Source organism: Rhizobacter sp. J219 (assembly GCF_024700055.1).
Taxonomy (GTDB): Bacteria; Pseudomonadota; Gammaproteobacteria; order Burkholderiales; family Burkholderiaceae_C; genus Rhizobacter.
Window position 1 is genome coordinate 183,000 of the sequence record NZ_JAJOND010000001.1, and the last position, 20,385, is coordinate 203,384.

Here is a 20,385-nt window from a genome sequence, read left to right on the forward strand (position 1 = left end):
GTCTGGGCGATTGCGCGACGAGGCCTTCAGCCTTTGCGCAGCAGACCGAAGAGGAAGCTCGCGACCGCCAGCACCGCGAACACGACGAACAGGATCTTGGCAATGCCCACGGCCCCAGCGGCGATGCCGCCAAAACCGAACAGTGCCGCGATCAGAGCGATCACGAAGAAAACGACGGCGTAATGCAGCATGAGTTGCTCCTTGTAGATGGAATGAGTCTTCTCGGGTTCGCAGCCCTTGCTGCGATGGAGGGCAGTGTGGGTGTGCCCCCGCGGCACGGCGATAGGCCGCACCGCCTAGGCACTGTCGGGGGAGCGAGCGACGCGGCGTAGGAGGCCGCTGACAGGCCTTGCGCCTGTGTGCAGCGGGCTGCCAGCGGGCTGCCGTCAGGCGGCAGCCGGGGGCGTTTCGGGCAGTGTGGCCTCGATGCGCGTGCCCTGGCCGGGCGCCGAGTGCAGCCTGAACTGGCCCCCTTCGGCGGCCACCCGGTAGCGCATGCCGATGAGCCCGAAGGTCGAGCGCGGCTGCTGCGCAGGGTCGAAGCCCACGCCGTCGTCGCGCACCGACACATGGGCCTGGCCCTCGCGTGCCTGCAGCGTGATCCACACCTGCTTGGCCTGCGCGTGCTTGGCGATGTTGGTGATGGCCTCTTGCACCAGGCGGTAGACGACCAGCTGCGCGTCGGGCGGCAGCTTCACCGGCTCGAGCGTCGAATGCACCTGCAGGCCCGAGTGGTTGGCGAAGTCGCGCCCGAGGATTTCGAGCGTGGGCACGAGGCCGAGGTTGCTCAGCGTGGAGGGGCGCAGGTCTTCGATGATGCGGCGGCCGAGGGCGATGCTGCTGTTGAGCGTCTCGACCAGGTGGTTGAGGCGGTCGAGCGCCTCGGGCGCGGCACCGGTGAGGCGCGAACGGATGCGTGCCGCATCGAGCTTGGCCGAGGTGAGCAGGGCGCCCAGTTCGTCGTGCAGGTTGCGTGCGAGGCGGTGGCGCTCGTCTTCCCGGGCGGTCTGCAGGTGATCGGTCAATTCGACAAGCTGGGCGGTGCGCTCGGTGACCACTTGTTCCAGCCGGTCGCGCTCGGCGCTGATCAGGCGCTGGCGCTCTGCGTTCTGCTGCTCGCGCTGAGCCTGCAGCGCCGAGGTTTGGCGCAGGTACATGAAGAGCGAGAGCAGCCCGAGGGCACTCAGCACCATCACGCCCACGCGGCCGAGCCAGAGCGTCTGGTTGACGTCTTCGCGGCCGATCGCCACGTTGGCGCTTTCGCGGGCGAAGAGTTCCTGGGTGAGCTGGCGCACGGCATCCATCTTTTCCCGGCCGATGTCGGACAGCACCAGCTCCATCGCGGCATCATTTTTGCCCTCACGTTGCAGGCGCATGGTTTCGGTCAGTTCCGACACCTTGCCGTCGACGGCCGTGCGCAGCTTGGCGAGCACGGCGGTGGAGTTGTCGTCTTTCTGGTAGTAGTGGTGAAGGAACTTGAACGAATGGTCGATCTCCCGCAGCGCACGTTCGTAGGGTCGCAGGTACTCCTCCCGACGCGTGAGGAGGTAGCCGCGTTGGCTCGCTTCGGCATCGAGGATCGACTGGGCCAGCTCCTGTACCGCCGTGCGGGCTGCGCCCACCTCGGTGAGGGTTTCGAGCTTGCCGGCCGAACGCCAGTACGAGGTCTCGGTGACCGCGACCATCGCCAGCACGGCAAGACACGCAAGAGGAAAGACAACGGGGTTTCGTGTGAGGACCTTGTAGACGCTCATGTTTTGGTTTTCGTCCGATAACATGTGATCATCGTTGAGGAGCAACAGAGGCACACCATGATTCGAATTGCCATCGTTGATGACCATGCCATGATTCGAGCGGGCCTGAAGCAATTCTTTGCCGATCAGCCTGACTTTTCGGTCGTGGCCGAAGCGAACAACGGCCGTGAAGCCCTCGACATCGTGCGAGGCGGAGAGGTCGACGTGATCGTGCTCGACATCTCCATGCCCGACCAGAGCGGCGTCGATGCCCTCGCCGGCATCAAGGCCCGCGCGCCCGACCTGCCGGTGCTCATCCTGAGCGGCTTTCCCGAAGAGCACTACGCGACGACCCTGCTGCGGCAAGGGGCGAGCGGTTATCTCAACAAAGACTGCGACCCCGAGGAGATCGTGAAAGCGATCCGCACCGTGGCACGCGGCCGCAAGTACATCACCGCCGGCGTGGCCGAGCGCCTGGCCGACGGGCTCAATGGCGGTGGCGACAAGCCGCCGCACGAGCAACTGTCAGAGCGCGAACTGCAGGTCTTCCTGCGGCTGGCCAAGGGCGAGACCATCAGCCACATGGCCGACAGCATGTCGCTCAGCGTGAAGACGGTCAGTACCTACCGCACGCGGGTGATGGAGAAGATGAAGCTCGAGTCGAACAGCGATCTGACCTACTACGCGCTCAAGAACGGCCTCATTCAATAGTGATTTGAAGGGAGAGCGGCGGGCCGCTCCCAAGCCGGGACGATATCCCCTCGGGGGATCGGCTGACGTACTCGTCAGGCGAGGGGCTTACATCAAGGCCCCGTGGCCGGTCTCGCCACCGGCCAGGCGGGTGCAGTAGAGGATCAGCGCATCGATCTCGTTCGACTTGTCGAACACCTTGTCGGCTCCCAGCTCCAGGCACTTGCGCCGGATGTCCTGCGTGGCGAAGTTGCTCAGCACCACCACGTTGCGGCGCGCCGGCATGTCGTGGGTGACCTTGAGTACGCCCAAGCCCGAGCCCGACTTCAGGAAGATGTCGACGATCACCAGGTCGGCGTCGCCGGCGTGTCCCTTCAGCCACTGCACGGCCGTGGCTTCGTCTTCCGCATGGCCCACCACCTCGACAGGCACCAGCTCTTCGAGCGTGGCGATGAGGTTGTCGCGGATGACCTGGCTGTCTTCGACGATGTACGCCCTCAGCGGATGCATGGACGGCGACCCTTCTTGGTTGTCAGGAGCCGGGGCGGACGTTTCACCGCTGCTGACGGGAGAGAGAACTTGCATGTTCACGCGAGTGTGCGACGTATCGGTGTGCAACGCCATGTGCCGGTACCCCAACGCGTTGTCGGACGATGCCTACAAACCGATCTCTCGTTCTCCCCTGGCACCCGTGTGCATCTTGTCCTCCGTAGGACTCGCACTACAGGCGCTTCCGGTGCTGTCTGGTGGGCGGGGATGGGCCCGCTGCCCATACTGCCGTCACTTTCAACCGCCATGAGGAGCACCCCATGACCAAAACCTCGCAATTCAAGTTCTCCCTGTTGGCTGCTGCTGCGCTGGCCCTTCCGATGGACTCGGCACTGGCGCTCGACAAGGCACAGCACAAGGCCGAGAAAGAGCGCGTCGAAGCCGCTTACAAGGCCGACAAGGCCGCCTGCGATGCGCTGAAGGACAACGCCAAGGACGTCTGCGTGCAGGAAGCCAAGGCCAAGGAAAAAGTGGCCAAGGCCGAGCTGGATGCCAGCCTGAGCGGCAAGCCCAGCGACCAGGAGAAGCTCGCCAAGGTCAAGGCCGACACCGCCTACGAGGTGGCCAAGGAAAAGTGCGACGACAAGGCCGGCAACGACAAGGACGTCTGCGTGAAGGAAGCCAAGGCCACCAAGGAGAAGGCAATGGCCGACATCAAGGCTGCCAAGAAGTCGCAGAGCGCCCGCGCCGATGCGCCCGACGACAAGCGCGACGCCAACTACAAGCTCGCCAAGGAAAAGTGCGACGCACTCTCGGGCGACGCCAAGGATGCCTGTATCGCCAACGCGAAGGCACAGAACGGCAAGTCCTGATCGGGCGACGGTCCCCTCATGCAAAGAGGCCCGCTGAACGCGGGCCTTTTTCATGGGCGGGCGGGTGGTGGGTGGTCAGAGGTGGAGCCAGGCCATGCCGCCGAGGGCCACGCCGATGGCGCTCACCCCGAGCACCGCGTATTCGAGCCATCGCTTCTTGGTGAGGAGCGCAATGGCCGCCAGCGCGATGGCGATCTGCAGGGCGGTCGTGGCCTGTGCCCAGCGGTGGTGCTCGTGCATCTGGGCATCGCTTTTTTTGTCCCACTCGGCCGACTCGGCGTCGAGCTTCTTCGCCTCGGCCATGATCTCGGCCTTCTCTTGCTTGTAGCGCTTGATCTCGTCGGTGTAGAAGGGCTTCCTCGCCTCAGGCGCGAGTTCGATGGCGAGTTCGGCCAGGTTCTGCTTGTTGCTCTTGGCCTGGTAGTAGTTCCATTGGTTGGAGGCTTCGGTCTTCTTGATGGCCGCCGTGTTCTTGTAGAGGCCGGCGTTGGCCTGCGTAGCCCCGCCCATGTACGCGAACATCGCGCCCACCGTGGCGAGGATGGCGGTGATCACCGCCAGTTGCCCCGCCATACCGGCCGGCTCGTGCTGGGCCGCATGCTCCAGTTCGTGGTCGTGCGGGCCGTGGACGTGAAAACCTCCTCCAGACATCGTGCTTCTCCTCAGCGTTTTCGTTGGTAGGTGACAAAGGCGTAGTCGAACGGGGCCGACTCGCTGGCCGGGTGCGGCTCGCGTCCGGTCTCCAGGAATTCTTCGCGCTTCCACGCGGGGAAGAAGGCGTCGCCCTCGGCGTCCTGGTCCACTTCGGTCAGATCCAGGCGGTCGGCGTAGGGCAGCGCGAGGGCATACAGCTCGGCGCCGCCGATCACGAAGGCCTGCGTGGCGCCGCGGGTGTGCTGCAGCGCCTCTTCGAGGCTGTGTGCGGTGACGGCGCCCTCGGCGCGCCAGTCGCGGTTGCGCGTGACCACGATGTTGAGGCGGCCGGGCAGCGGCCGGTTTTTCGGGGGCAGCGAGTCCCAGGTCTTGCGGCCCATGATGACCGGGTGGCCCAGCGTGAGGCGCTTCAGGCGCGGCAGGTCGCCGGGGATGCGAAAGAGCAGCTGGTTGTCGCGGCCGATGGCGCCATTGCGGGCCACGGCGGCGATCAGGCTGAGCGGGGGGCGGGCGATGTGCGGCATGGGCCGCGATTCTGTCAGGACAGGGTGGCCGCCTCGCGACCCTGCCGGATGTGCTGCTCCATCAGCTGCTTCACCTTGGCCGCATCGCGTGCCTTGAGCGCCTGCATGATCTGGCGGTGCTCGTCGAGCGAGGCCTCGATGCGCCCCTGTTTGAAGAGCGACTGGTGCCGGTTGAGCTTCATCACGCGCCGCAGGTCGCCCACCATCTGTTGCGTCCAGTGGTTGTCGGCGATGTGCAGGAGCTTGAGGTGGAACTGCTCGTTGGCGCGGAAGAAGGCGTCGCGGTCGGCGACGCTGCGCTCCAGCAGGTCGTGCAGCGCCTGCAGCTCGGCCAGCTGGGCGTCGGTCGCGCTGCGGGCCACGGTGGCGGCTGCGTCGGCCTCCAGCAGCCCGAGCAGGTGGTAGACCTCGGTCAGGTCGCGCTCCGACACCTCGGTGACGTAGGCCCCGCGCCGCATCTTCATCGTGACCAGGCCTTCGGCGGCCAGCACCTTGAGCGCTTCGCGCAGGGGCGTGCGGCTGATGCCGAACTCGGCGGCCAGCGACTGCTCGTCGATCCAGCTGCCGGGCGGCAGCGTGTGGGCCAGGATGCGGGCGCGCAGGCGCTCGGCCACCTGTTCGTAGAGGGCACTTTCGCGCAGGCGCGACGAGCCGGAGGCCGTGGCAGGGCGGATCGCAGTGGAGGTGGACATGAAGGGGTGGGCAGCGGTGGTGGGTTGGCTGTGACCGGTATTGTAGATATAATTCAATTTTGAATTACGGCGGGTTGGGTATTTTTTGAGTCGTCTCGACCCCGGATAGACCCTGATCGCCGCCGTCACCCACACCTTCGCAAGGCCCGCGCCCTTCAGTCGAGAAACCACCGGTTCCAGCCATGTCCGATCACAAGCTCACCCCCGAGGCACTCGCCGCCTGGCACAAGGCGGCGGCCAAGTCGGCCCCTGGCGGTCACGTTGAGGCCTTGAACTGGGTCACGCCCGAGGGCATCACCGTCAAGCCGCTCTACACCGCGGCCGACGTGCAGGGTCTGCCGTATGCCGACACACTGCCGGGCTTCGCACCCTTCGTGCGGGGCCCGCAAGCCACGATGTACGCGGTGCGGCCGTGGACGATCCGCCAGTACGCCGGCTTCTCCACCGCCGAGGAAAGCAACGCCTTCTACCGCCGCGCGCTCGCCGCCGGCGGCCAGGGCGTGAGCGTGGCCTTCGACCTCGCCACCCACCGCGGCTACGACAGCGACCACCCTCGCGTGACCGGCGACGTGGGCAAGGCGGGTGTCGCCATCGACTCGGTGGAAGACATGAAGATTCTTTTCGACGGCATCCCGCTCGACAAGGTGAGCGTGTCCATGACGATGAACGGCGCCGTGCTACCGGTGCTCGCGGGCTACGTGGTCGCGGCCGAAGAGCAGGGCGTGGCGCAAGACCAACTGAGCGGGACCATCCAGAACGACATCCTCAAGGAGTTCATGGTCCGCAACACCTACATCTACCCGCCCGAGCCGAGCATGCGGGTGATCGGCGACATCATCGAGTACACGGCGAAAAAGATGCCGAAGTTCAACTCGATTTCGATCTCGGGTTATCACATGCAGGAGGCGGGCGCGAACCAGGCGCTCGAACTCGCCTTCACGCTGGCCGATGGCCGCGAGTATGTGAAGACGGCACTCGCCAAGGGCTTGAACGTCGACGACTTCGCGGGCCGGTTGAGCTTCTTCTGGGCCATTGGCATGAACTTCTATCTGGAAGTGGCCAAGATGCGCGCCGCGCGCCTGCTGTGGTGGCGCATCATGAAAGAGTTCAACCCGAAGAACGACAAGAGCCTGATGCTGCGCACGCACTGCCAGACCTCGGGCTGGAGCCTCACCGAGCAGGACCCGTACAACAACGTGGTGCGCACGACCATCGAGGCGATGGCCGCGGTGTTCGGTGGCACGCAATCGCTGCACACCAATTCGTTCGACGAGGCCATCGCGCTGCCCACCGACTTCTCGGCCCGCATCGCCCGCAACACGCAGCTCATCATCCAGGAAGAGACGCACATCACCAACGTGGTCGACCCCTGGGCCGGCAGCTACATGATGGAGAAGCTCACCCAGGACATGGCCGACAAGGCGTGGGCCATCATTGAAGAGGTCGAGGCGATGGGCGGCATGACCAAGGCCGTGCAGAGCGGCTGGGCCAAGCTGAAGATCGAAGCGAGTGCCGCCGAGAAGCAGGCGCGCATCGACTCGGGCAAGGACGTCATCGTCGGCGTCAACAAGTACAGGCTGAAGGAAGAAGACCCGATCGAAGCGCGCGACATCGACAACCACGCGGTGCGCGATGCGCAGGTGGCGCGCCTGCAGAAGATCCGCGCGACGCGCGACGCACGCGCTGTTCAGGCCGCGCTTGACGCGCTCACGCAATGCGCCGAAAGTGGCGCGGGCAATCTGCTCGATCTCTCCATCAAGGCGATTCGCTCGCGCGCGACCGTGGGCGAGGTGAGCGATGCACTCGAAAAAGTCTGGGGGCGCCATCGCGCCGACACGCAAAAGGTGACCGGTGTGTACGCAGCTGCCTACGACAGTGCCGAAGGCTGGGAAAAGCTCCAGCACGAGATTGCCGCCTTCGCCGAAGAGCAGGGCCGCCGCCCGCGCGTGATGATCGCCAAGCTCGGGCAGGACGGCCACGACCGCGGCGCGAAAGTCGTCGCCACCGCCTTCGCCGATCTCGGCTTCGACGTCGACATGGGCCCGCTCTTCCAGACGGCCGAAGAGTGCGCGCGCCAGGCCATCGAGAACGACGTGCATGCGGTGGGTGTCTCCACGCTCGCCGCTGGTCACAAGACGCTCGTGCCCGCCATCATCGAAGCGCTGAAGGCGCACGGCGCGGACGACATCGTGGTCTTCGTCGGCGGGGTGATCCCGCGGCAGGACTACGACTACCTCTACGAGGCCGGCGTGAGGGGCATCTACGGCCCGGGCACGCCCATCCCCGCGAGCGCAAAAGACGTGCTCGAGAAGATCAAGGCGCAGATCGCCAAGGCCTGATCCGTGGGCTCGCCGATCAGGCTTTGATGGAGGGCGTGCGCCGGGCCGACCGGCGTGCGCTGGCCAAGGCCGTCACCCTGCTCGAATCGACCCGCGCCGACCATCGCCTGCGTGCCGACGAGCTGCTGAATGCGCTGCTGCCCCACACAGGCCACGCACTGCGGCTCGGCATCTCGGGTGTGCCGGGGGTGGGCAAGTCGACCTTCATCGAAGCACTCGGCCTGTACCTGATCGCGCAAGGCCACCGCGTGGCGGTGCTCGCGGTCGACCCGTCGTCCAGCCTCTCGGGTGGCTCCATCCTCGGCGACAAGACGCGCATGGAGCAGCTCTCGGCCAGCGCCTCGGCCTACATCCGCCCCAGTCCCTCGTCGGGCACGCTCGGTGGCGTGGCCGAGAAGACGCGCGAGGCGATGCTCGTCTTCGAGGCGGCAGGGTACGACGTGGTGATCGTCGAAACGGTGGGCGTCGGCCAGAGCGAGACCGCGGTCGCCGGCATGACCGACCTCTTCGTGCTGATGCAGCTGCCCAATGCGGGCGACGACCTGCAGGCCATCAAGCGTGGCGTGATGGAGCTGGCCGACCTCGTCGTCATCAACAAGGCCGACCTCGATGTCGACGCCGCCACGCGGGCCGAGGCCATGATCGCAAGCTCACTGCGCCTGCTCGGCCAGGCGGGGCACGGCGATGGCGCACCCTCGCGCGTGCTCAAGCTGAGTGCGCTCAAGGCCGAGGGCGTGGACGCCTTCTGGCAGAAGGTGCAGGGCCTCGTCGAGCATCGCCGTGCGAGCGGTGAGTTCGCCCAGCGCCGCCAGCACCAGGGCCAGGCCTGGATGTGGGACCTGATCCATGCCGCGCTGCTCGGCGACTTCCGCCGCCACCCCGACGTGCGCCGCGCCTTGCCCGCGGTGCTGAAAGACGTCAACGAATCCCGTGTCGCGCCGTCGGCTGCGGCGCGTTCGCTCCTCCAACTGTTCACCCGAAGCTAGAGAAACACCATGCACGACATCATCGAACAGCTCGAAAAGAAGCGCGCCGCGGCGCGCCTGGGCGGCGGCGAGAAACGCATCGCCGCGCAACACGGCAAGGGCAAGCTCACTGCGCGCGAACGCCTCGAGCTGCTGCTCGACGAAGGCACCTTCGAAGAGTGGGACATGTTCGTCGAGCACCGGTGCCACGATTTCGGCATGCAGGAGCAGAAGGTGCCCGGCGACGGCGTCGTGACCGGCTACGGCATGATCAACGGCCGCCTCGTCTTCGTCTACAGCCAGGACTTCACCGTCTTCGGCGGCGCGCTCAGCGAAGCGCACGCCGAGAAGATCTGCAAGGTGATGGACCAGGCGATGAAGGTCGGCGCGCCCGTCATCGGCCTCAACGACTCGGGCGGTGCGCGCATCCAGGAAGGCGTGGCCTCGCTCGGCGGTTATGCCGAAGTCTTCCAGCGCAACGTGATGGCCTCGGGCGTGGTGCCGCAGATCAGCATGATCATGGGCCCGAGCGCGGGTGGCGCGGTGTACTCACCGGCGATGACCGACTTCATCTTCATGGTGAAGGACAGCAGCTACATGTTCGTGACCGGCCCCGAGGTGGTGAAGACGGTGACGCACGAGGAGGTGACGTCGGAGGAGCTCGGCGGCGCCACCACCCACACCACCAAGAGCGGCGTGGCCGACCTCGCGTTCGACAACGACGTCGATGCGCTCTTGATGCTGCGCCGCTTCTACAACTACCTGCCGCTCAACAACCGCGAAAAGGCGCCGGTGCGCCCGAGCCACGACCCGGCCGACCGCATCGACCTGTCGCTCGACACGCTGGTACCCGACAACCCCAACAAGCCCTACGACATCAAGGAGCTGATCGTCAAATGCGCCGACGACGGCGAGTTCTTCGAGCTGCAGCCGGGCTACGCGCAGAACATCGTGATCGGCTTCTGCCGCATGGAAGGCCAGACGGTGGGCGTGGTGGCCAACCAGCCGCTGGTGCTCGCCGGCTGCCTCGACATCAAGAGCAGCATCAAGGCCGCACGCTTCGTGCGCTTCTGCGATGCGTTCAATATTCCCATCGTGACCTACGTTGACGTGCCGGGCTTCATGCCGGGCACGAGCCAGGAGTACGGCGGCATCATCAAGCACGGCGCGAAGCTGCTCTACGCGTATGCGGAATGCACCGTGCCCAAGATCACCGTCATCACCCGCAAGGCCTACGGCGGTGCGTATGACGTGATGGCCTCCAAGCACCTGCGGGGTGACGTCAACTTCGCCTGGCCCAACGCCGAGATCGCGGTGATGGGCGCCAAGGGCGCGGTCGAGATCATCTTCCGCGAGGAGAAGAGCGACCCTGTGAAGCTCGCGGCGCGCGAAGCCGAGTACAAGGCCAAGTTCGCCAACCCGTTTGTCGCCGGCGCGCGCGGCTTCATCGACGACGTGATCCAGCCGCACGAGACGCGCAAGCGCATCTGCAGGTCCCTGGTGATGTTGCGCAACAAGAAAGTCGAGAACCCGTGGCGCAAGCACGGCAACATTCCCCTCTGAGCGCGACGGAGCACAAGAACATGTTCACCAAGATCCTGATCGCAAACCGTGGCGAAATCGCCTGCCGCGTCATCAAGACCGCGAAGAAGATGGGCATCAAGACGGTCGCCGTCTACTCCGATGCCGACCGCGATGCACGTCATGTGGAGCTGGCCGACGAGGCGGTGCACATCGGCGCACCGCCCTCGCGCGAGTCCTACCTCGTGATGGACAAGATCATCGCGGCCTGCAAGCAGACCGGCGCGCAAGCGGTGCATCCGGGCTACGGCTTCCTCAGCGAGAACGAGGAATTCGCGCGCCGCGTGGAAGAAGAAGGCATCGTCTTCATCGGCCCCAAGCATGCGTCCATCGCCGCGATGGGCGACAAGATCGCGTCGAAGAAGCTCGCGGCCGAGGCGCGCGTCAACACCATCCCGGGCCACAACGCGGCCATTGCGGGCGCGAAGGAAGCGGTCGAGATCGCCAAGAAGATTGGCTACCCGGTGATGATCAAGGCGAGCGCCGGTGGCGGTGGCAAGGGCCTGCGTGTTGCCTACAGCGACAAGGAAGCTTTCGACGGCTTCACCGCCTGCCAGAACGAGGCGCGCAACAGCTTCGGCGACGACCGGGTCTTCATCGAGAAGTTCGTCGAGGAGCCGCGCCACATCGAGATCCAGGTGCTGGGCGATGCGCACGGCAACACCGTCTACCTGTGGGAGCGCGAATGCTCCATCCAGCGCCGCCACCAGAAGGTGATCGAAGAAGCGCCGAGCCCCTTCCTCGATGACGCCACGCGCAAGGCGATGGGCGAGCAGGCGGTGGCGCTCGCCAAGGCGGTGAACTACCAGTCGGCTGGCACGGTGGAGTTCGTCGTCGGCAAGGACAAGAGCTTCTACTTCCTCGAGATGAACACCCGCCTGCAGGTGGAGCACCCGGTCACCGAGTGCATCACCGGGCTCGACCTCGTGGAACTCATGATCCGCGTGTCGGCTGGCGAGAAGCTGCCCTTCAAGCAGGACGAGATCCAGCGCAACGGCTGGGCGATGGAGTGCCGCATCAACGCGGAAGACCCGTTCCGCAACTTCCTGCCCTCCACCGGGCGGCTGGTGAAGTACGCTCCGCCGCCCGAGGAAGGCGGCGTGCGCGTGGACACCGGCGTCTACGAAGGCGGCGAGATCCCGATGTACTACGACTCGATGATCGCCAAGCTCATCGTGCACGGGAAGGACCGGCTGGAGGCCATCCGCAAGATGCGCGAGGCGCTGAACGGGTTTGCGATCCGGGGCATCAACTCCAACATCCCCTTCCAGGCGGCGCTGCTGGCGCACCCTGATTTCGTGGGCGGCAACTTCAACACCGGCTTCATCGCCGAGCACTACGGCCGTGGCTTCACCGCCGAAGCCGTGCCGCACGACGACCCGATGTTCCTGCGGGCGTTGGCCGCGGTGGCCAACCGCAAGCACCTGGAGCGTGCGAGCCGCATCAGCGGCCAGCTGCCGGGGCATGAGATGGAGATCGGCACCGACTTCGTGGTGGTCACCGACCTCGGTGGCGGCAAGACCGAGCAGGTGCCGGTCAAGGTGGAAAAGCAGGGCGGTGGTTTCGAGGTGACGATGGGCGGCAAGACGAGCCGCATCGCCTTCGTCACCCCGCTGCGCGACATCGTGATCCGCGGCACCTTCGACGGCGAGCCCTTCTGCGCGCAGATCGAACGCATGGGCCTCGCCTACCGCGTGGCCCACAACGGCACGCAGATCGAGGCCAAGGTGCTCACCCCGCGTGCGGCCGAGCTGAACGCGCTGATGCCGTTCAAGGCGCCGCCCGACCTGTCGAAATTCCTGCTCTCGCCCATGCCCGGCCTCCTGGTCGACGTGGCGGTGACGAAGGGGCAGAAGGTGATGGCGGGCGAAAAGCTCGCGGTCATCGAGGCGATGAAGATGGAAAACATCCTCACGGCCACGCAAGACTGCGTGGTGGCTGAGGTGGCGGCGAGCAAGGGCGAGAGCCTGGCCGTCGATCAGGTCATCCTCAAATTCGAGTGAACACGGACATGAGCACGACGAGACCGTTCAAGGTGCTGGGCATCCAGCAGGTGGCGATCGGCGGCCCGAGCAAGGAGCGCCTGCGCACGCTCTGGGTCGACACGCTGGGCCTCGAAGTCACCGGCAATTTCGTCAGCGAGCGGGAGAACGTCGACGAAGACATCTGCGCGATGGGCAAGGGTGCGTTCAAGGTCGAGGTCGACCTGATGCAGCCGATCGACCCCGAGAAGAAGCCGGCGGTGCACACCACGCCGCTCAACCACATCGGGCTGTGGATCGACGACCTGCCCAAGGCCGTGGAGTGGCTCACCGCCAAGGGCGTGCGTTTTGCGCCCGGTGGCATCCGCAAGGGGGCGGCCGGCTACGACATCTGCTTCCTGCACCCGAAGGCGAACGACGAGTTTCCGATCGCGGGTGAGGGCGTGCTGATCGAGCTGGTGCAGGCGCCGCCCGAGGTCATCGCCGCGCTTCAGTAGCCTTTCGCGAGCCCCGAGTTGCGCCGCGGATCGTTGGCGCCGTAGTAGCGGTTCTTGCCCACCGGCTTGCCGCCGAGCGACGGTGCGCCGATCAGGATGGCGGCCACGTGGTTGGCCGGTTGCGGGTTGCCGACCTTGTGGCCCATGCCTTCGAGCAGCTTCTGCGTGTCGGGGCTGATCGCGAAGCGCTCGAAGTTGGTCGCCTCCGGCAACCACTGCTGGTGGAAGCGCGGTGCGTCGACCGCCTCCTGGATGTTCATGCCGTAGTCGACGACGTTCAGGATGGTGTGCAGCACCACGGTGATGATGCGGCTGCCGCCCGGTGTGCCGACCACCATCACCGGCTTGCCGTCCTTCGAGACGATGGTCGGGCTCATCGAGCTCAGCGGGCGCTTGCCGGGCTCGATCTTGTTGGCCTCGCCCTGCACCAGGCCGTAGATGTTGGGCACGCCCACCTTGGCGGTGAAGTCGTCCATCTCGTTGTTGAGCAGCACGCCGGTCTTGACGGCGGTCACGCGCGCGCCGAACCAGTCGTTGAGCGTGTAGGTCACCGAGACGGCGTTGCCCCACTTGTCGACGATGGAGTAGTGCGTGGTGTTGCTGCCCTCGTGCGGCGGCACGCCGGGCTTGATCTCCTGCGACACGCCGGCCTTGGCCGGGTCGATGGCGGCGCGGATCTTCGCGGCGTAGTTCTTGTCGAGCAGGCGCTCGATCGGGTTCTTCACGAAGTCGGGGTCGCCGAGGTAGGCGTTGCGGTCGGCGTACGCATGGCGCATCGCCTCGATCTGGTAGTGCACGGCCTGCGCCGAGCGGAAGCCCAGGTCCTTCAGCGGATAGCCCTCGAGGATGTTGAGCATCTCGCAGATGATCACGCCGCCCGAGCTGGGTGGTGGCGCCGAGATCACGCGGTAACCGCGGTAGTCGCACTCGATGGGCGCCATCTCGCGGGTGGTGTACTGGTCGAAGTCGACCTGCGTGAAGAGACCCTTGCCGGCCTGGCTCGCCGCCACCATCTCGGCGGCGACCGGACCCTTGTAGAAACCGTCGGCGCCCTGCGCGCGGATGCGTTTGAGCGTGCGCGCGAGGTCGGCTTGCCTGAGCGTCTGCCCCACCTCGAAAGGCTCGCCCTTGTTCAGGAAAATGGCGGCCGAGGGGGCGTCCTTGCGGAAGTCCTCGGTCGCGGTCTTGAGCATGTCGATGTCGCCCTGGTCGAGCACGAAGCCGCGCTCGGCGTAGCGGATGGCCGGGTCGATCAGCGCGGCGCGTTTCATCGTGCCGTACTTCTTGAGCGCGACCTCGAGGCCGTGCACCGTGCCGGGCACGCCAGCGGCGAGGTAGCCCTTGGTGCTCAGGCCCTTGACGACGTTGCCGTCGGGGCCGAGGTACATGTCAGGCCTGGCAGCGAGCGGAGCCTTCTCGCGGAAGTCGAGGAAGGTCTTGCGGCCATCGGCGAACTGGATCGTCATGAAGCCGCCACCGCCCAAGTTGCCCGCGGCGGGGTAGACCACCGCGAGCGCATAGCCCACGGCCACGGCCGCATCGACGGCGTTGCCACCGTCCTTCAGCACGTCGACCCCCACGCGGGTGGCGAGGTGCTGGGCGGTGACGACCATGCCGTTTTCGGCGGCGACCGGCGCCACCGATGCGGCGTGTGCCGCCGGCAGCACGACGGCGAGCACGAGGCTGAGGGCAAAACGCTGGACTCTGGCGACGGTCATCGGGAAGCTCCGCAAACGAGAAGCGCCGATCACAGCACAGCCCGTGCGGGCCGTCGACAAAGGCCGGGTCAGGTGTAAGGGGTGCCGTCTTTGTGCGTGAAGCGCCACTTGCCGTCAACGAGATTCGGCACGCAGGTCGTCGTCGGGGTAGCTGCCTTCGTCGCCGGGCGTGCGGTCGCCGATTTCGAGGTAGACCACGTCTTCCGTCGTCTCGTTGAGAAGGCGGTGGCCGTTGCCGGTGCCGTGGGCGAAGCCGGCGCACATGCCGGGCGCGAGCCGGGTCAGGCCCTCGTCGGTGTGCAGCGTGGGATGGCCTTGCAGGATGTAGATGAACTCGTCTTGCCTGCTGTGCGCATGGCGCAGGGCCGAGGCGGCACCGGGCGCAAGTGTCGTGTGATTGACGCCGAAGTTGACGAGGCCGAAGAGATCGCCGAGCGGCCTCTTGAGGCGCCCGGACATGCGCGAGGCGAAGGGCTCGGGGTAGTTCGACGGCTTGGTGCGTGCGGGTGCCTCATCGGCGCGCAGCGAGACGGGGTGCCTCGGTTGGCCCATGTTCGCGCCTTCAGACGGCGACGGGCGCCTTGATCGTCTCGTGGTGCTGGTACTCGACGAACTCGAAGTCTTCCAGCTGGTAGTCGAAGATCGATTCGGGCTTGCGCTTGATGCGCAGCAGCGGATAGGGGTAGGGCTTGCGCGAGAGCTGCAGCGCGACCTGCTCGGTGTGGTTGCTGTAGATGTGGCAGTCGCCGCCGGTCCAGATGAAGTCACCCACTTCCAGGTTGCACTGCTGCGCGAGCATGTGCGTGAGCAGCGCGTAGCTGGCGATGTTGAACGGCACGCCGAGGAAGATGTCGGCGCTGCGCTGGTAAAGCTGGCAGCTGAGTTTGCCGTTCGCGACGTAGAACTGGAAGAACGCGTGGCAGGGCATCAGCGCCATCTTCGACAGCTCGGCCACGTTCCAGGCGCTCACGATGATGCGGCGCGAGTCGGGGTTGGTCTTGAGCTGGTTCACGACCTCGGCGATCTGGTCGATGTGCCCGCCATCGGGCGTGGGCCACGAGCGCCACTGCACGCCGTAGACCGGGCCCAGGTCGCCGTTGGGGGCAGCCCATTCGTCCCAGATGGTCACGCCGCGCTCCTGCAGCCACCTGGCGTTGCTGTCGCCGCGCAGGAACCACAGGAGTTCCAGGATCACCGCCTTGGTGAAGATCTTCTTGGTCGTGACCAGCGGGAAGCCTTCGTTCAGGTCGAAGCGCATCTGGTGGCCGAACACGCTCTTCGTGCCGGTGCCGGTGCGGTCGGCCTTGAAGACGCCGTGCTCGTGCACGTGACGCATGAAATCTTCGTACTGAGAACGGGTGGGGCGGGTCACGTCAGGGGCTCCTCGGAAGCGGCCGACGGATTATCCGCGAGCAGGAAAAACGGCGCCCGTGGGCGCCGTTGCGTCGTGGAATGAAAGGAATCACCCCTGCTGCGCCGGCTCGCGCAAATACATCTCGACGCGGCGGTTGCGGGCGCGGCCGGCATCGGTGCTGTTGTCGGCGACCGGCTCGCGCTCGCCGCGGCCGGCGGTCTCGATGCGGGTGGGCGACACGCCGCGGGCGGCCAGGTAGTCCTTCACGCTGCGGGCGCGCTCCAGCGACAGCGGGTTGTTGATGGCATCCGACCCGGTGCTGTCGGTGTGACCGACGATCGTGAGCATGGCGGCCTGGTCGCCGCGCAGGCTGTTGGCGAAGGTGTCGAGCACGCTGCGCAGCTCGGGTTTGATGTTGGCGCTGTTGACGTCGAACGACACGTCGTTCGGCACGTTGAGCTTCAACTGGTTGTCGGCGGTGCGGGTCACGTCGATGCCGGTGCCTTGCGTGGCCTGCTCCATCTGGCGCTTGCGCTCCTCCTGCTTCTTCGACCAGATGTTGCCGGCGATGGCGCCCACCGCGCCGCCGACCACGGCGCCCACACCCGCCCGGTCACCGGCGGCCTTGCCGATCACGGCGCCGGCGCCTGCGCCTACGCCCGCGCCGACGGCGGTGCCCTTTGCGTGGGGGTCATGCTTTCGCAGCCGGCCAGTGCCAGTGCGGCGGAGGCGAGGGCGGCCAGGGTGAGACGGGATGCTGCTTTTCTGTTCATGGAAGACTCCTTCGAGAGCGGTGCCGGTGTCGGCACCGATGCCGAAGGAGTGTCGGCTCCCCTTGGGGCGTGTCTGTCGGAGCGTGGCGTGAGCTGTCTGTCGGACGATGCCTACACCCGCAACATCTCATTGCTCAAATTGCAGCGCTGCAAGGCGCGCGTACAGCCCGTTGCTGGCAATCAGGCTCGCATGCGTGCCGGTTTCCACGATGTGGCCGTGCTCCATCACCACGATGCGGTCGGCGCGCTGGATGGTCGCCAGCCGGTGCGCGATGACGAGCGTCGTGCGCCCCTGCATCGCCGATTCGAGAGCGGCCTGCACCATGCGTTCGCTTTCGGCGTCGAGCGCACTCGTGGCCTCGTCCAGCAGCAGCAGCGGTGGGTTCTTCAGCATCGCGCGGGCGATGCTGATGCGCTGCCGCTGGCCGCCCGACAGGCGCACACCGCGCTCGCCGAGGAAGGTGGCGTAACCCTCGGGCAGCTGGCGGATGAAGTCGTCGGCGAAGGCGGCGCGGGCGGCCGCCACCACCTCGTCGTCGCTCGCCTCGGGCCGGCCGTAGCGGATGTTCTCCATCGCGTTGGCCGAGAAGATCACGCTGTCTTGCGGCACGATGCCGATGCGCCGGCGCAGTGCGTCGAGCGCGATCTCTCGCACCGGCACGCCGTCGATCCGCACCTCGCCCCGGCTCGTGTCGTAGAAGCGCAGCAGCAACTGGAAGACGGTGCTCTTGCCCGCGCCGCTCGGGCCCACGAGGGCCACGGTCTCGCCGGGTTGCACGCTCAGCGACACCTGCGACAGCGATGGGTGTGCTGGCCGCGAAGGGTAGTGGAAGCTGACGTCGCGCAACTCCACCGACGACCCCGCGGCGGTCGGCGGCAGCGGTGTCGGCCGCGGCGGCGACTCGATCGGCGAGCGTGCGGCCAGCAGTTCCATCAGGCGCTCGGTGGCGCCGGCGGCGCGCAGCATGTCGCCGTACACCTCGGACAGCACTGCCACGCTGCCCACGAGGATGATCACGTACACCACCGTCTGCCCCAGGTGCCCGGGTGTGATGGCGCCGCGCATCACCGCCTGTGTGCCCTGGTACAGGCCCCACAGCAGCGCGCCGAAGGTGGCGGTGATGATGAAGGCGACCAGCAGCGAGCGCATGCGGGTGCGCTTGACGGCGGTGCGGAAGGCGTTTTCGGTCGAGGTGTCGAAGCGCTGCGATTCGCGTTGCTCCTGCGTGTAGCTCTGCACCACGGGGATCGCGTTGAGCACCTCGGCCGCGATGGCGGCCGAGTCGGCCACGCGGTCCTGGCTGGCGCGGCTGAGCTTGCGCACGCGGCGGCCGGCGTAGAGCGAGGGCAGCACCACCAGCACCAGGATGCCCAGCACCTGCGACATCACGTACGGGTTGGTGATGACGAGCATCAGCAGCGCGCCAATGCCCATCACCGCGTTGCGCAGGCCCATCGAGAGGCTGGAGCCGACGACCGTCTGCACGAGCGTGGTGTCGGTGGTCAGGCGCGAGAGCACCTCGCCGGTCTGCGTGGTCTCGAAGAACTCGGGGCTCTGCTTCACCACGTGGGCATAGACGGCGTTGCGCAGGTCGGCGGTCACACGCTCGCCGAGCCAGGTGACGGCATAGAAGCGTGCGGCCGAAAACACCCCCAGTGCGGCGCCGACGGCAAAGAGGGCGAAGAAGTGTTCGCGCAGCGCCATCACACGCTCGCCGGGGTCGGCCGAGACCAGGCCCTGGTCGATCAGCGACTTGAGCGCGAGCGGCAGCACCAAGGTGGTGACGGCGGCAAGCACGAGGAACAGCACGGCCATTGCAATGTGCAGCCGGTACGGCCGCAGGAAGGGGCGCAGGCCGCTGAGCGACTTCACGTTGCGGGCAGCGGGTGGGGCGTTGTCGGGCATGGGGCGGGGGTCAGTAGGGTCACAGGGCCGCCGCTATCATGCGGCGTCTTTTTACCAGGGGGCTTGCTTTTGGACGTCGTACTGCTGCTGAAGGCAGCCATCATGGGCATCGTCGAAGGCCTGACGGAATTCCTGCCCATCTCCAGCACCGGCCACCTCATCCTCACCGGCTCCCTGCTCAATTTCACCGGCGACACCGTCAAGGTGTTCGAGATCGCGATCCAGACCGGCGCGATGCTGTCGGTGATCTGGGAATACCGCCAGAAGCTCGGCCGCACGGTCGCCGGCATCACGCACGACCCGGTGGCGCAACGCTTCGCACGCAACGTCGTGGTGGCCTTCATCCCGGCTGCGCTGCTGGGCCTGCTGCTCGGAAGCGCCATCAAGCAGCATCTCTTCAAGCCGGTGCCGGTGGCCATCGCCTTCATCGTGGGCGGCCTCGTGATCCTGTGGGTGGAGCGGCGCCACAAGCGGCTCTACGGCGAGCGTGACACCGAAGGCACGCGGCATGCGCGGGTGGAGACGGTCGACGACATGAGCGCGATCGACGCGCTGAAGGTGGGCCTGCTGCAGTGCCTCGCGCTCATTCCCGGCACCAGCCGCTCGGGCGCCACCATCATCGGCTCCATCGTGCTCGGTTTCTCGCGCAAGGCAGCCACCGAGTTCAGCTTTTACCTGGGCATCCCCACGCTGATGGGCGCCGGCGCCTACTCGGTGTGGAAGCAGCGCGAGCTGCTGCAATGGGGCGACCTGCCGATGTTTCTCGTGGGCACGGTGTTCGCGTTCATCAGCGCGCTGCTGTGCATCCGCTGGTTGATCCGCTACGTGTCGACGCACGACTTCACGGTCTTTGCGTGGTACCGGATCGTGTTCGGCCTCATCGTGCTCGGCACGGCCTACACCGGCCTCGTCACCTGGGCGGCTTGACGAAGACCAGGTCCCACACCCCGTGGCCCAGCTTGAGGCCACGGTTCTCGAACTTGGTGAGCGGCCGGTACGCCGGCTTGGGCGCGTAGCCCTCGGCGGTGTTGCGCAGGCCGGGCTCGGCCGAGAGCACTTCCAGCATCTGCTCCGCATACGGCTGCCAGTCGGTCGCGCAGTGCAGGTAGCCGCCGGGCGCCAGGCGCGTCACGAGCTTGGCGACGAAGGGCGCCTGGATGAGACGGCGCTTGTTGTGCTTCTTCTTGTGCCACGGGTCGGGAAAGAAGATGTGCACGCCGGCCAGCGAGCCGGGGGCGATCATGTGCTCCAGCACCTCGACCGCATCGTGCTGCACGATGCGCAGGTTGGTGAGCTGCTGCTCGTCGATCAGCTTGAGCAGCGCACCGACGCCGGGCGTGTGCACCTCCACGCCGAGGAAGTTCGTGCCTGACAGGGCGCGTGCGATCTCGGCGGTGGCGTGGCCCATGCCGAAGCCGATCTCCAGCACCAGCGGCGCCTCGCGGCCGAAGGCCGCGGCGGCGTCGAGCGGCTGTGGCGCGTAGGGCAGCACGAAGCGCGGGCCCAGGGTTTCGAGCGCGCGGACCTGGCCCGTGCCCATGCGGCCGGCACGCACGACGAAGCTGCGGATGCTGCGCCGGTGTGGAAAGGAAGAGGGGGTGTCGTCGGTCATGGAG

19 protein-coding genes and 1 pseudogene are annotated in these 20,385 nt (G+C 66.5%); 8 read left to right on the forward strand and 12 right to left on the reverse strand.

Annotated elements, in window-relative coordinates; all coding sequences use genetic code 11:
* Positions 1 to 26 precede the first annotated feature (26 nt).
* Positions 27 to 191, reverse strand: coding sequence for a DUF1328 domain-containing protein (locus LRS03_RS00815; protein ID WP_257823415.1), 165 nt, complete (start codon positions 189 to 191; stop codon positions 27 to 29).
* Between the two features lie 195 nt (positions 192 to 386).
* Positions 387 to 1,754, reverse strand: coding sequence for a CHASE3 domain-containing protein (locus LRS03_RS00820; RefSeq protein ID WP_257823416.1), 1,368 nt, complete (start codon positions 1,752 to 1,754; stop codon positions 387 to 389).
* 57 nt (positions 1,755 to 1,811) lie between these two features.
* Between LRS03_RS00820 and LRS03_RS00825 the strand changes: the two genes are divergently transcribed.
* Positions 1,812 to 2,444, forward strand: a complete 633-nt coding sequence (locus LRS03_RS00825) for a response regulator (protein WP_257823417.1) — start codon at positions 1,812 to 1,814, stop codon at positions 2,442 to 2,444.
* 87 nt (positions 2,445 to 2,531) lie between these two features.
* On the opposite strand, the gene LRS03_RS00830 is transcribed toward LRS03_RS00825, so the two are convergent.
* Positions 2,532 to 2,933, reverse strand: coding sequence for a response regulator transcription factor (locus LRS03_RS00830; protein WP_257823418.1), 402 nt, complete (start codon positions 2,931 to 2,933; stop codon positions 2,532 to 2,534).
* 299 nt (positions 2,934 to 3,232) lie between these two features.
* Here LRS03_RS00830 and LRS03_RS00835 point away from each other — a divergent pair, with 299 nt between their 5' ends.
* On the forward strand, positions 3,233 to 3,784 hold the full coding sequence (locus tag LRS03_RS00835) for a hypothetical protein (protein ID WP_257823419.1): 552 nt from the start codon (positions 3,233 to 3,235) through the stop codon (positions 3,782 to 3,784).
* Positions 3,785 to 3,859: 75 nt separating this feature from the next.
* Here the strand turns inward: LRS03_RS00835 and LRS03_RS00840 are convergent, their stop codons facing one another.
* From LRS03_RS00840 to LRS03_RS00850, 3 genes are read right to left on the reverse strand one after another with little or no spacing between them, the layout of a single operon-like run.
* Entirely contained in the window at positions 3,860 to 4,435 is a 576-nt protein-coding gene (locus LRS03_RS00840) for a DUF4337 domain-containing protein (protein ID WP_257823420.1), read from the reverse strand.
* 11 nt (positions 4,436 to 4,446) lie between these two features.
* Entirely contained in the window at positions 4,447 to 4,962 is a 516-nt protein-coding gene (locus tag LRS03_RS00845; protein ID WP_257823421.1) for a dihydrofolate reductase, read from the reverse strand.
* A gap of 14 nt (positions 4,963 to 4,976) precedes the next feature.
* On the reverse strand, positions 4,977 to 5,654 hold the full coding sequence (locus LRS03_RS00850; protein ID WP_257823422.1) for a GntR family transcriptional regulator: 678 nt from the start codon (positions 5,652 to 5,654) through the stop codon (positions 4,977 to 4,979).
* A 182-nt stretch (positions 5,655 to 5,836) separates the two neighbouring features.
* On the opposite strand from LRS03_RS00850, the gene scpA reads away from it, so the two are divergent.
* Genes scpA through LRS03_RS00875 form a run of 5 tightly spaced genes read left to right on the forward strand, consistent with a single transcriptional unit; the run spans position 5,837 to position 13,018 of the window.
* Positions 5,837 to 7,993 (forward strand): methylmalonyl-CoA mutase, encoded by a 2,157-nt coding sequence (gene scpA / locus LRS03_RS00855; protein WP_257823423.1) that lies wholly within the window; start codon positions 5,837 to 5,839, stop codon positions 7,991 to 7,993.
* A 26-nt stretch (positions 7,994 to 8,019) separates the two neighbouring features.
* On the forward strand, positions 8,020 to 8,979 hold the full coding sequence (gene meaB / locus LRS03_RS00860; RefSeq protein ID WP_257823424.1) for a methylmalonyl Co-A mutase-associated GTPase MeaB: 960 nt from the start codon (positions 8,020 to 8,022) through the stop codon (positions 8,977 to 8,979).
* 9 nt (positions 8,980 to 8,988) lie between these two features.
* A complete protein-coding gene (locus LRS03_RS00865; protein WP_257823425.1) occupies positions 8,989 to 10,521 on the forward strand; it encodes an acyl-CoA carboxylase subunit beta in 1,533 nt (510 codons plus the stop codon).
* A gap of 20 nt (positions 10,522 to 10,541) precedes the next feature.
* The gene (gene accC, locus LRS03_RS00870) at positions 10,542 to 12,542 is read left to right on the forward strand and encodes an acetyl-CoA carboxylase biotin carboxylase subunit (protein WP_257823426.1); all 2,001 of its coding nucleotides are present in this window, start codon (positions 10,542 to 10,544) and stop codon (positions 12,540 to 12,542) included.
* An 8-nt stretch (positions 12,543 to 12,550) separates the two neighbouring features.
* Complete coding sequence (locus LRS03_RS00875) at positions 12,551 to 13,018, forward strand: VOC family protein (protein ID WP_257823427.1); 468 nt, start codon at positions 12,551 to 12,553, stop codon at positions 13,016 to 13,018.
* On the opposite strand, the gene ggt is transcribed toward LRS03_RS00875, so the two are convergent.
* The 5 genes and pseudogenes from ggt to LRS03_RS00900 all read right to left on the reverse strand — a co-directional run bounded on the left by ggt (position 13,012) and on the right by LRS03_RS00900 (position 18,769).
* Positions 13,012 to 14,736, reverse strand: a complete 1,725-nt coding sequence (gene ggt, locus LRS03_RS00880; RefSeq protein ID WP_257823428.1) for a gamma-glutamyltransferase — start codon at positions 14,734 to 14,736, stop codon at positions 13,012 to 13,014. The two genes, LRS03_RS00875 and ggt, sit on opposite strands and share 7 nt — an antisense overlap.
* Positions 14,737 to 14,850: 114 nt before the next feature.
* The gene (locus tag LRS03_RS00885) at positions 14,851 to 15,288 is read right to left on the reverse strand and encodes a cupin domain-containing protein (protein ID WP_308296373.1); all 438 of its coding nucleotides are present in this window, start codon (positions 15,286 to 15,288) and stop codon (positions 14,851 to 14,853) included.
* A 10-nt stretch (positions 15,289 to 15,298) separates the two neighbouring features.
* Positions 15,299 to 16,108 (reverse strand): thymidylate synthase, encoded by an 810-nt coding sequence (locus LRS03_RS00890; RefSeq protein ID WP_257823429.1) that lies wholly within the window; start codon positions 16,106 to 16,108, stop codon positions 15,299 to 15,301.
* A 90-nt stretch (positions 16,109 to 16,198) separates the two neighbouring features.
* A pseudogene (locus LRS03_RS00895) lies at positions 16,199 to 16,863 on the reverse strand (YiaD family glycine zipper/OmpA-like lipoprotein).
* 127 nt (positions 16,864 to 16,990) lie between these two features.
* Positions 16,991 to 18,769: an ABC transporter transmembrane domain-containing protein gene (locus tag LRS03_RS00900; protein ID WP_257823430.1), complete on the reverse strand. Its 1,779-nt coding sequence runs from the start codon at positions 18,767 to 18,769 to the stop codon at positions 16,991 to 16,993.
* Between the two features lie 69 nt (positions 18,770 to 18,838).
* Here LRS03_RS00900 and LRS03_RS00905 point away from each other — a divergent pair, with 69 nt between their 5' ends.
* Positions 18,839 to 19,696 carry an undecaprenyl-diphosphate phosphatase gene (locus tag LRS03_RS00905; protein WP_257823431.1) on the forward strand — a complete coding sequence of 286 codons (858 nt, stop codon included), beginning with the start codon at positions 18,839 to 18,841 and terminating at the stop codon, positions 19,694 to 19,696.
* On the opposite strand, the gene trmB is transcribed toward LRS03_RS00905, so the two are convergent.
* Positions 19,680 to 20,381: a tRNA (guanosine(46)-N7)-methyltransferase TrmB gene (gene trmB / locus LRS03_RS00910; protein WP_257823432.1), complete on the reverse strand. Its 702-nt coding sequence runs from the start codon at positions 20,379 to 20,381 to the stop codon at positions 19,680 to 19,682. The genes LRS03_RS00905 and trmB overlap by 17 nt on opposite strands.
* Between the last annotated feature and the right edge of the window lie 4 nt (positions 20,382 to 20,385).